The 12184-nt window shown below is 62.9% G+C and carries 6 protein-coding genes; 1 reads left to right on the top strand and 5 read right to left on the bottom strand.

All coding sequences use genetic code 11. The features are described from left to right. Positions 1–133 precede the first annotated feature (133 nt). The 5 genes from PLU72_12810 to PLU72_12790 form a co-directional block, all read right to left on the bottom strand. Entirely contained in the window at positions 134–3109 is a 2976-nt protein-coding gene (locus PLU72_12810) for a HAMP domain-containing protein (protein ID HOT29058.1), read from the bottom strand. Next, positions 3106–6036, bottom strand: a complete 2931-nt coding sequence (locus PLU72_12805) for an adenylate/guanylate cyclase domain-containing protein (protein HOT29057.1) — start codon at positions 6034–6036, stop codon at positions 3106–3108. The genes PLU72_12810 and PLU72_12805 overlap by 4 nt, the downstream gene beginning before the upstream one ends. A 273-nt stretch (positions 6037–6309) precedes the next feature. Then, positions 6310–6969 (bottom strand): response regulator transcription factor, encoded by a 660-nt coding sequence (locus PLU72_12800; GenBank protein HOT29056.1) that lies wholly within the window; start codon positions 6967–6969, stop codon positions 6310–6312. Positions 6970–7195: 226 nt separating this feature from the next. After that, positions 7196–9172: a PAS domain S-box protein gene (locus PLU72_12795; protein ID HOT29055.1), complete on the bottom strand. Its 1977-nt coding sequence runs from the start codon at positions 9170–9172 to the stop codon at positions 7196–7198. Continuing rightward, positions 9153–11174 carry a PAS domain S-box protein gene (locus PLU72_12790; GenBank protein ID HOT29054.1) on the bottom strand — a complete coding sequence of 674 codons (2022 nt, stop codon included), beginning with the start codon at positions 11172–11174 and terminating at the stop codon, positions 9153–9155. The genes PLU72_12795 and PLU72_12790 overlap by 20 nt, the downstream gene beginning before the upstream one ends. 204 nt (positions 11175–11378) lie before the next feature. Here PLU72_12790 and PLU72_12785 point away from each other — a divergent pair, with 204 nt between their 5' ends. Then, on the top strand, positions 11379–12179 hold the full coding sequence (locus PLU72_12785) for a TlyA family RNA methyltransferase (GenBank protein ID HOT29053.1): 801 nt from the start codon (positions 11379–11381) through the stop codon (positions 12177–12179). Positions 12180–12184 lie beyond the last annotated feature (5 nt).

The raw sequence follows: 12184 nt of genomic DNA, 5'->3' as shown, positions 1-12184 counted from the left end.
AATCAAGGGGCCCGAAAATTGTTTTCAATGAACTGCGGTTATATATGCAACTGACGTGCCAAGTTGAAAACGGCTCTGAGAGCCGTTTTTCGTTTTCGGGCGTATGAGTCTTTTTCACTCTCGCGTGTGTTTTTCACACATCCTCGAGCATCAGCCAGGCCTCGACCTCCTGGGTCTTGCCTTTCACTTTCCTGAAGGGCAGCTTCTCGGCGTTCGGCGGCGTCTCGCAGGCGGCAAGAAACGCGCCCGAGAGGACGGTCCGGGTTCCCTCGGTCATGTGCGCGAGCAGAGCCAGTCGCGAGGCGAGGTTCACCGGGTCGCCGATGACGGTGTGGTCGAGCCGCACCGAGGTCGCGCCGAGAATGCCGGAGATGACCCTGCCGGTGTTGACGCCCATCGCCGTTTCGAGGCCGGCTGCAGCCATCCGGCGCCGGACGCCGTTCACGACGGCGAGAACGGCGGCGGCGGCCCGGGCATTCCCGCCCAGTCGCTCGTGGTCGAAGACGACCAGGATCTTGTCGCCGATGACCTTGTCGATCTCGGCCCCGGCGGCGAACGGCTCAAGTTCGGCGTTCAGAGCGCCCAGGTGAGCGCCGAGCGTGTCGAAGACCTGTGCCGCGTTTTTTTCGGCGCAGACCCGGTCGAAGTGGAACAGGCATGAAAAGAGCACGGTGACCTCCCGGTGCTCGCCGCGGCCGCTCTCGTCGGATTTTCGATCGCGCACGGCGCGCCGGACGGCCCCCGAGACGAACCGGCCCAGAATCGCCGCCTCTTCCAGAGCGCGGGCCATCGAGTTGAACGCGACGGCCAGCGTTCCGAACTCGTCCGAACGGTCCACTGGAATCCGGATCTGGTCGCGCCCCTCGGCGATCCGGCCCATGGCGAGGCGCAGGCGCTCGAGCGGCTCGAGCAGCCAGCGGCGCCCTTGCCAGGCGAGCACGAGAGCGATGACCACGAGGCCGACGGCAACGATGTTGCCGGCCGTCTGCAGACGCTGAACCCGGCGCTCGATCGAGTTCGTCTCGACCTGGCCGGCCAGAATGAACCGGGAGAGGTGATTCCCCAAAAATGCCTCGAAGACGGGCCGTCCGGGCGCGGCCATGTCACGCCCGGTCTGGATGATACCGGAGTTTCGGGCGCGCTCGATGGCTTCCTGCATGGCCTTCGGCATTCGCGCATGGCCGGGGGCGATCCAGCCGCCGAAGATGTGCTCTGCAAGTCCTGTAATGACCCATATCTCGGGCGCGTCGGGCTCGTCGTCGGGCGTCCCCGAGGCCTCCGAAACGGCCAGCCTGTGCCAGGCGCCGAAACGGCCCGAAAACCGTTCTTCAAAGACCCGACGCACGTACGCCAGCTCTTTCGAATCGTCCCAGATCGAAAAGAGCAACCAATCCGTGGGAATGCCAGTCGCCCGGAACACACGCAGGCCGATGATGAAAATGCGCATGAACGAGGTTTTCACGTCGATCAGTTCTTCCGGAAAGCTGATCTGACTGATCAGGGCGTCGATGCCGAAGATGGCGATGTACAGGTCGTACAGCATGTCGGATTTCATGGTTTCCCGGAGCTTTGTCGCTTCCGATACGGGTTCTCCGGGCGCCTCCTCCCTCCAGCTCCGCTTGATGCCGTCGCGCATTTTTTTCACGAGCGGACCGAAAACCTCGAGGAGAGGACGTTCCGAATTGGTGACGCTTTCCGAGTTTTTCGTCAATCGGCTGACGATGCTCGTCCGATCGTCGGGAGCCACGCAGAGAAGCAGGTCCGGCCCGTTCAGGTCGGGATATTCCCCCTCCAGGTCGCATGCGTCGATGAGGAAGCGCAGCGCGCTCCGCAGAGTGACCGGCGAGTCGCCTCTCTCGAGACGGGCCAATGTATCCGGGGTTCTCGAAAGACGGCGCAGCATGCCGATCAACGTCGCATGCAGCCTGTTCCCGCCGTTGTCGAGGTTCGTCAGATCCCGGTGAAGATCGTCGACTTTCGCTCGCAGTTCGGCCCGGCCGTATTCGGCAACCGCTCGTTTCACCACGACCCAGCCGGCGCCGGCGGGCACGATCGACATGCCGAGGCATGCCCCGAGAAGCATCCAGCCGACGGTCGCACGACGGCTGATGAACGCGGCCGTGCCGAGAAGCGCGAGAAAGAGCCCCGAGGCGAGAAGCGCGGCGAACGGCGTCGGTTGCAGACCGGACGCACGACCGATACCGGTCGTTTCGGGCCAGGGAACGGTCACGACGATTCTCCCGGCCATTCCCGACGGGGGAAGGGACGTCATCACGAACCGGCGTCCCACCACGGCAACGGCAGGCAGTTTGCCGCCGCCGAGCTTTCGGAGACGCTCGATGAGGCGATGCCCCCCCTTGCGCCATTCCCCGCCCCCGACGATCGGCCTGGCGCGATCGTCGGTGAAAATGACGCCCATCCCCGGCCCTCGCACCTGGTTCGCCATGATGTTCATGCCGAGATGCTCATCCAGGCCGGTCAGATCGAACCACGCGACGAGCCTGCTCGTCTGCAGCTTTCTCCAGTAGAAGCCGTTGATGCCGGACGTTCCGAGATACGACTGAACCTTGCCGCTCTTCGTGCCCGCCTGCAAGTCGAGGTTCATCGGCGACCCGATCAGTTCCGAAAGCATGGACGAGGTTCTCGCGCGCCGGAGCATTTCGGAGGAATCGGCCCATCCCCAGGAGAGGAAGAGATCCGGAAACTCCGGCGGGAACCGGCGACCATGCGCCGCGTCGAATCGAAGCCCCTCTGAGGCGGCCATGCCGCCACTCCATCTCATGCTCAGAGCGTGAGGGGGAAGCCAGCGCCTGACCAGGTTCGCATACAAGCGCTCCAGCCTTCGCCGTTTCAGGTCGACGTCCGCGCCGGGTTGTTCCGAGATCCGCTCGGCGCCGTCCTGGAATTGCTGCAGAATTCGGGCGACACCGTCCCTGGGAAGCGCGCACGACTGTGCCTCGAGCGTGAGTTCCCTCGCCCTCGCCCTGGCTTCGGCTCGTTCCGAGGCGAGCTTCAGGGCGAGACGCTCACTCCGGCCGATGCCGAGAACGAGGAACGGCATGAGGAGAACGAGCATCCAGAAGACCGTCAGCCATCGCGACGTTTTCATGCACCGTCCTCCGGCGGCAGTTCGACGAGCTCCCAGCCGTCGCTTCCCGGGATTTGTTCCCACCCCGTTGCCGGATTTCCGAGAAGGCGCATCATTTCGGAGGAAAGAACGATCGTCGTATACCTGCCTTTCTTGGAATCGGCCTCGAGACGTTCGGCTTCGTCGCGTGGCACGCCGAGCACGGCACGCTCCATCCGCTCCGCCGTTCCGAACGAGCCGACGAGGAGTTTCCCCGCGTCGATGCCGACGCCCATGCCGTAGGCGAACGCTCCCGCGGCCCGGCGCTCTTCGATGCGCCGCTCGTGGGCTCGCCGCATCGCGACGGCGGCGTTCAGGGCTCGGCGGGCGTTCTCGGCCGGCGGATTTCCGTAAAACGCGGCGATCACGGCGTCGCCGATGAATCTGTCGATCTTGCCGCCGGCCGTATGGATCGCGCCGGCCATCGCCTCAAGATGCGCGTTCAGCATGCCGACGACCTCTTCGACGGGCCGGGTCTCGGAGATCGTGGTGAAACTCCGCAGATCCGATACAAGAACCGCCCCGTCGACCTCACGCGGGCCGGCGAAGGTTTCGCGCTCCTGCGACACGTCCTGGTCGAGGGTCGCGGAGACAAACCGACCGAGCGCGCGCCGTTCGCGGAGACCGTCGATCATCCGGTCGAAGGCGTTCGTCACCTCGCCGATCTCGTCGGGCCGCTCGAGGCCCACCCGGGTCTCGAGATCGCCGGCCGCGGCCCGTTTCAACCCGGCCTCGAGCCCGGAAAGCGGCTGGAGGAGATGCCGGCCGACACCCAGACCGATCAGAAAAAGGATAGACACAATAATAGACAATATACATTCCAGCCGTAGCAGGGTTCCCGCCGCATCGCGCCGGATAGCGGCCGTTGAGAATTCCAGGCCGACGATGAAGCCGGGCATGCGTTCGCAGGGGCGGGCGATGAAGATCCGCTCGCCGCTCCGGGAGATCCTCATGTTCCCGGAGCGGGCAGCGTCGTTCAGGGTGCGCTCCAGGTCGGGCGAGGGCGCCATGCCGGCACCGCCGAACGGCTCGAAGCCGCCGGGCATCAGCTTCCCCCAGGCGATCCGGAACCCCGGGAGCATCATCTTCCATCGGGCGAGTTCGTCGCGGAGCAGAGAGGCGAACTGGCCGCCGGCGCGCGTCGCGAAAATCACGCCCAGCTGGAACTTCGACGCGTCGGCGATGATGTCGTAGGTCATGAAGAGCGGCTCGTTCGAGCCGCGGAACAGGTGCCCCCGCCGCCGGACGTCGTAGTAGTATCGCCCGAACTCGTCGGAGAACACGGCCCTGAATCCTTCGAATGAGAGACGCTCGCGTCCCTGCAGCGCCTTCGTATAATATTCGGCATTTTTCGGGTCTCCAAAGACGGCGGTCATGTTGATCATACCGCTCTGCAACTGGAACAGGGCCCGGTTCGGCCGGTCGCTCGCTCCTGGCGCCGTCGCCATGAACGAGTCGCGGCCGGGCCTGAACACCTGCATATACTCGGCGGGAAGGCCTGCGGCCCGGAGGGCGGCGAGCTCGCGATCGATTTCCCGCTGGCCGGCGTCGCCAGCCGGGGCGTCGACGAGTCGTTTCAGAAGAGACGAGTCTTCGAGGGCCCTGCCGCAGGTCTCCGCGAACCGGTCGACTTCGCGAATGCTCATCAGGTCGAGGCGCACAAGCCGTTCCTCGGCCATCCGCTCCATGTCGCCGGCGCGTCGCGCGGCGTTGGCGGAGATCCACCATGACGAAAGCACCCACACGATGCCGAGCGGAATGACCCCCGCAAGCACGACGTATCCCGTGAACCAGATCCGAAGCGACAGGTCGCTCTGCCCCGGATGCATCGCCCTGCGCGCGACGAAAACGAGAAAACCGCCGAACAGGGAGGCATACAACGCCTTTTCCCAGGGCGGAAGCGTCTCCCGGCGGGCCTGAGGGGGAACGGGACCGACCATCCAGAGTTCGAACGGGAGAGTGTTTGCGATAATGTCGCGCATCATCCAGAGACCGGGGATGGTCGTTCCGACCGATCCCGGGGGGGCAATCGCGTTCCGGCTTCCGCAGCCAGCGATCGCGCCGGAAATCCGCCGGAGTGTTGTCGCGGGAACCGTTCCGGAGGCGACGCGCAGCCGCACCCTGCCGCTTTCGGGATACAGCGGCACCAGCACCGGCCACATCCTGCCGCGGCACCTGGCGGTTCCTTTTCTGAGGGCGAGATCGACGGGCTTGGCGGCAATCGAGGCTTTTCGGGGGAACTGAGCCAGCCAGAGAATCGTACCGCGCGGGGTTTCAGCGGCGTTCCAGATCATCAGATAGTCGCCGCCGCGCCACCGTGAGCCCGTCAGCCGCCCTCGCCGCAGCCTCGCGAGAACGTCGAAGCCGATCAGTTCGCCGAACAACCCCGACGCCTGCCGGTCGAGCGACGGGCGGCGCGCCTGAGAAACCGCATCGGGGGCTAGAGCAGCGACGAGAAGGCTTCCGACGAGCCGGCTCATGGCCGATTCGAGCCCCGGCCCCTTCAGGGTCTCGTGAACTCCGGACGGATCGACCCGGAAGGCGAACACCTGCGTCCCCTCCGGCCGGTGCGAAGCCGGAAGGGCTTCGCGAAACAGTTTCGCGAACGTCGCGCCGGTCAGTTCCGAACGTTCGTCCAGCACCGCGGCGACGCTTCGCCGGAGCCGATCCATCGCCGTCTCGACCTGGAGAGCGTAGGTCCAGCCGCCGCGGAACCGCTCGATCTCGGCCCGCGCCTCCTGACGCCAGCGGCTCTCGGCGCTCATCGCGTCGAGTCGGGCCTGCTGCCAGCCGTACAGGCGGGCCAGCAGGGCTATCGCCAGACAGAGCACCAGCGGCCCGAGCAGTTCCCACCGGCTGCCGCCGAATCGTTCCCGGCTTCCCGGCGCAGGCTGTTCACCGGCCGGCATGATATGCACGTGTCACGCCCCCTGACGAGGAATGTACAGAACGAACGCAGGTGAGCAGTATAGCCGTTCACCCACCGCCGTGAAAACAAATTCCCCCCCTCGGAAGAGGGGGGGGAGAAAAATTATGAAGCTCCTAATGGGCACAGAACCAGACGATGCCTGATCCTGCTTCCGTATTCAGCATATCGAATCGGCTTCAAGCGCGGAATCGGGCAATTTCCTGATTTTTCATCGGGGAAATACCCGAATCTATAGATTCATTGGTGAAGCGGATCAGCGATGGGTGTTGCTGTTCTGGCGGATCGCTTGTCGCGACAACTCGCGCATCGTCTTCACGCCGAGCTTCAGTTTCAGATTCCCGCAGTGCGTTTCGATCGTCTTGTGGCTCAGCGAGAGCTTGCCGGCGATTTCCCGGATGGAAAAGCCCTCGCCGAGGAGGTTGAAAATATCCTGTTCGCGTTTCGAGAGTTGCGGCGTTTCGGCGGGTTCCGTCTTGTCGACGATCGTTTCGACGAGCTTGCCGGCGATAGACTCGCTGTAGAAGCGTTTTCCCGCGACGACCGCCCGGATCGCGTCGACCAGGTGGGTCGAGGCGTCGTCTTTGGTAACGTAGCCCTTCGCCCCGGCCGCCACGGCTTTCCTGACGTACAACGGGTCGTCGTACATCGAGTAGACGATGAGGCTGACGTCTGGAACGGCGGTACTGAGCTGTTCCAGAAGCGCCATTCCGTCGTCCCGGCCGAGCGAGAGATCGATGAGCGCGACATCCGGCCGGACGACGGCGATCCTCGACAATGCGTCTGCGGCCGTTTCGGCCTCGCCGGACACTTCGAAACCGCGCCTGACGAGGAGCTGCCGAAGCCCCATCCGCATGACGCCGTGATCGTCGACGAGGAAAACCTTGATTCCGATGTGCTGTGGCCCCGCGAACACTGTAACCACCTCTATGTATTGAGGTTTATTATAGCGGACTGAATGACCTTGCACCATTCTACCGTTTCAGCGCCGAACATTCAACTGTCGCCCCGCCTTCGGCTCTTTCGATGATCCGGAACGTCCCGAACATGTCCCGCGCGCGGCGAGACAGCCGCAGCAAACTCAGCCTCGACGCGCCTGATCGACGTTCCGGCTTCGTCGATACTCCATATACATGAAGATGTCATCTGGCGGGTTGCCGCCTCGGCGCCGAGCAATCGATCAGCACCCCGCCTTCTGCGCGGTCGATCACCCGGAGCGTTCCCGACATGGCCTGCATTCTATAGGCCATGATCTTCAATCCCATGCCCTTCGGATTTACCGGGGTTCCTCCACGCCCGATGCCGTCGTCCGCCACGCTCAGCCTCACGTATTCATCGTCGCCGCCGAGTTCGATCTCGATATTCCGGGCTTTTCCGTGACGAATTGCGTTATGGACGGCTTCCTGGGCGATGCGATACAGATTCAGCGCCTGATCGGGATTGCCGATGCCAATCTCGCTCGAGGAGGAAAAACGGCACCGGACGTTGAACAACTCCGATGTTTTCTCCGCGAGAAGACCGAGGGAACAGTCGAGGCTGCGAGGATCGGCCAGCAGGGGGTTCAGCCCCTTCGCCATCCCCCGGGCCTGCCTGACGGCGTCGGCGAGGAGATCCAGAATACTGGCGATGTCTTCGTTCGCGACGGCGTCGCGTCCCTGGAGGTTCTCCCTGACCACTTCGCAGAGGCACATCATGCCGACCAGTTCCTGGCACAACCCCTCGTTCAACTCCCTGCCGATCAAGGCCCGGTCACGCTCGGGGTGATGGAGCATGAAATGTTCCATCTGCTTTCGCCGTTCCATCTCGATGTTCAGCAGGGTGTTGATGTAGGAAAGTTTTTCGGATCTGTCCGCGATGCGACGCTCGAGTTCGCGCTGGGTCCGTTTCATCTCCTCCTCGACCGATTTTCGCTCGGTGATGTCGCGAGTGGCGCCGCAGATTCCGAGAAGCCGCCCGGAATCGTCCCGGTATCCGGTGAATACGAGTTCCCCCCGCACCAGAGCGCCGTCCTTTCTTCGGAAGGTCAACTCGCATCGCACCGTGTCATCGAAACCGTGAGAGGCCGGCTCCCGCTCGAGATACTCCCTGATCGCCGCCCGGAGCTGCCTGAAGGACTCAGGAGCCAAGGTCGAACCCGGAGCGAGGCGGAACATCTCCTCCGTGGTATAGCCCAGCATTTTGAAACAGGCGGGGCTCGTATAGACGAGCCGGAAATCGAGATCGAGAATCCAGATGATATCCGTGGAAAGCTCGATCATCATGCGATACCGCCGTTCGCTCTCCCGGATGGCGTCCTGGACGTCCTTCAACGGCGTGATGTCAGCGGCGGATCCTATGATGGAGGATACTGTATTCGTCTCGTCCGAAAGGAAGGTGAGCTTTTCGTACAGCCACCTGTATTGCCCCTGGTCGTTCCGCCGTCGGTATTCGATCGTGATGGAAGATTTCGCCGCCACCGGAGGATTCATGGCCTTCCGAATCAACGGGGCGATTCGCCCGATGTCGTCGGGATGGATATCGCACGTCAGCTTCCCGAGCGGGTCGCCGGGCTCCGGGCGTTCCCGGAATGCCGGAAATTGCTGGGCCGAACGGTTGGAATACCTGAAACTGCCGTGCTTCAGATCGAACCGGTAAAAGAGCACCGCCGCATTGTCGAGCAGTTCCCGAAACTGCCTCGCGCGCTTCCCGAGTTCTCCGATCTTCGTGAGCTTGCCGGTGATCTCATATCTGATCCCGACGGCGATATCCGGGGCTCCGTCTTCCGCCCTGGATGTGACGACCCCGTCGATCCTGAGCGTTTTGGGAACCATGCTCGCCCCGCCACCCTCCCTGATATCGGCCTGAAAGGTCGAGTCCTCTCCTGACAGCGCCGAAAGCGCATGTCGCAGGGCGGAGGCGTCACCGGTGTTTGCCGTCGCGAACACCGGCTCTTCGCCACGGCCCACGTGGAAGATGTCGATCCCACCACGCTCGGCAAGAAGCCCGGCATGCCTTTTCAGCGTTTCCACGACCGCGGCCGCCGCCATGCTCTCGTCGCGAACGACCGCAATCCTCCGCCTGAGGTTTTCCAGCCGGGCGACCTCTTTCTCGTGCATCGACTCAGACGTTCGTTGCGCCATCGTTCCCGTTCTCCTTGCGTCGAAGCGGCGCAACGCATCTCACGACCGTTCCGCCGCCGCGGCGATTTTTCACGATGACGCTTCCCGACATGATTCTCATGCGGTAATCGATCATGCAATGGCCGTATTCGGAAGAGGCGATCGATGTCGCCCGCGGAGAGCCGTCGTCGCTGACGATCAGGCTGACCGACTTTGAAGTGGTCTTCAGCAGGATGTCGACATGCGCGGCATTGCCCTCGTGAACGGAATTCTGAACCGCCAATCGGGCGATCCGGTACAGGCTCAGGGCCTGCTCCGGCTCCTCGACACGAGATTTCCCAAGCTGGGTAAAGCTGCATGAGACGCGGTACATTAGCGGTAGAGAGGAGGCAAGCGCCTCGAGGGAGTCGGACAACCCGTTGACGTCGATGAAGAGAGGGCTCAGACCGCGCGCCATATATCGCGCGTAGCGCACGGCGTCTGCGAGCAGGTCATGAATGCGTCCCATCTGGATCGCGTCGATGCTTCCGATCTCCAGAAGCCTGTCGCGAGCGGCCTCGCAGAGGCACATGACACCGGCGAGCTGCTGACAGAGACCGTCGTGCAGTTCGTGCCCGATCGTTCGCTGCTCCGCCTCGCTCATCTCGAGCAACGCCGTCTCGACCTGGCGCCGCCGCTCAATTTCCCGGCGAAGAACCTCGTTCGCGCGAAGCAACTCAGCCGTCCGTTCCAAAACGCGGTTTTCCAGCATTTCGCGTTCCGTCCGCAAGGCTTCCTTCATGTGATGAAACTCGGTGATATCGCGGGTCACCCCGCAAAATCCCTCGAGTCGTCCAGATTCGTCATGAACCACCGAAACGGCGACTTCCGTCAGAACGGCCATACCGTTTTTGTGCCGCTGCCAGAGCTGGACATAGCGGGGTATGAACGAACCCGGTCGTTTCGCCTCCTGCAACCGGATTTCCTGCGCCAGCCGTACGACCAGCCTGTAGGATTCCGGCAGTAATGTTTTCCGCGGCCCAAGCGCGATGACTTCTTCAGCAGTATATCCAAGCATATTCTTTACACCCAGACTGCAGTACCGGAAGTTCATTTCCAGATCCGTGGTCCAGATGATGAACGAGCTGAGGGTCGTCACCAGGCGGTATCGCTCCTCGGATGCACGGAGCGTCGCTTCGGCCTCTTTCAGGGCCGTGATCTCGAGAGCCGAGCCGAGCATCGTCTGCACGGCGTTCTTACGGTCGGGAATGAGCGTCACAATATCGTAATACCAGTGGTACTCCCCTTTCAAATCGGCACGGCGGTATTCCATCACACTCGTGACCTGACTGCCGTTGAGGCTTGCCATGTTCTGCCCCAGAGCGGCATCGATGCGCTCACGATCATCGGGATGAATCGACTCGAGACCTTCTTCGATGACCTTGTCGATTGATCCCGCGCAGCTGGGGACGGCGTGCAGATACAGCGGCGAGTTGAAATACCCGGCGCCATTCGGATTCGAGTCGTGCCGGTAGAGAATGGCAACCGAATTATCGAGCAGTTCTTCGAGCAAACGCTCATCCTCCGCAAGATTCTCTTCCAATAGTATCTCATCAGATATATTTTTTCCGACGCCAATGAGAAGCTGAGGTCGTCCATCGGAGTCGAACCGCTCGACGAGGCCGTCGAATCGGAACCAATCCCACCGCTCGCCGGGCCCCTTCATCCTCAGTTTCATCCGCACGTCGGGCTCGTCGGGACTCGATCGCGAGACTTCACGGAACATCGTTTCCACATCGTCGGGATGAAGACGCTCGTCGAGAGAGTGTACGCTCGACTCCGTTCCCAACATCAGTGTCCGGGCCTGAAGATCGATGTTCCAGACCGACACGCCCGCATGCTCGCGAGCGATCTCGAACGCGCGCCGGTAGTTCGCGGCTTCCGCCAGGAGGGCATCGCGGACGGCCTCGGCACGGGCGAGCTCCGCCTCGAGCCTCTCCGGATCGCTTTCGTCGCCGAGAGGGTCGAAAATGTTTTCGTTCATCGCAGAACCCGTCCGGTGCGGAAGGGAATCGGCATCGGCGGGAAATGGGTGTGGGTGTTGAGCTTCATGAAATGCGGCATCTGCATCTGTGGCGCAGTCGTTTTTTCTACGGCATGGGGCGGAATCATCGCCGTCTGGTGATATGATACGCCAGATCGCGGGATTCGTCACGCGTATCGACCACATCGACCGGAGAATGTTCCTATGGCCAAACGCATGCGAGTCGATTTGCTCGTCGTTCATCTCGGGCTGGCGCCCGATACCGATACGGCAAGGCGCCTCGTGATGGCCGGAGAGATCCGTATCGGCGACCGCGTCTACGACAAACCGGGCGAACTGGTTCCGTCCGGCACGCTCCTGGAGCGACGGGAAAAACGCGGTCCGTTCGTGTCGCGCGGCGCCGTCAAGCTCGACAACGCCCTCTCGGCCTTCGACATCGACGTCGGCGGTGCGACGTGCCTCGACATCGGGGCCTCGACGGGCGGGTTCACCCAGGTGCTTCTCCGGAGAGGCGCCGCGCACGTCACCGCGCTCGACGTCGGGTACGGCCTGCTCGATGCGCGTCTTCGCGACGATCCGCGGGTCACACCCGTCGAGCGCACGAACTTCCGCACGATTTCGGAAGGAGAGGTTTCCGGACCGTACGATCTCATCGTCGCCGACGTCTCGTTCATCTCCCTGAGAGCCATCGTCGCCCCCGCGATGCGGCGGCTGGCCCCCGGCGGCAGCATGTTGCTGCTCGTCAAGCCCCAGTTCGAGGCCGAGGCCGCTTCCGTCAGCCCGGGCGGCCTCGTCACCGATCCGGACGTGCATCGCGCCATCCTCGCGCACCTCTGCGCCGCCTTCGGCGAACACGGCCTTCTCCTGTTCGGCCTCGAACCGGTGCCGGTCGTCAGCGCGAACAAAAACATCGAGTATATATCCTGGTGGAAAACCGCCGGCGCGTCACCCCTGACCGAAGCCGACCGCGACCGCATCGTCGCCGCCGCCTTCGCCCGCGGTTGAATCTC

This window comes from Candidatus Ozemobacteraceae bacterium (genome assembly GCA_035373905.1).
Taxonomy (GTDB): Bacteria; Muiribacteriota; Ozemobacteria; order Ozemobacterales; family Ozemobacteraceae; genus MWAR01.
This window is presented reverse-complemented; position numbering and strand designations above follow the sequence as displayed.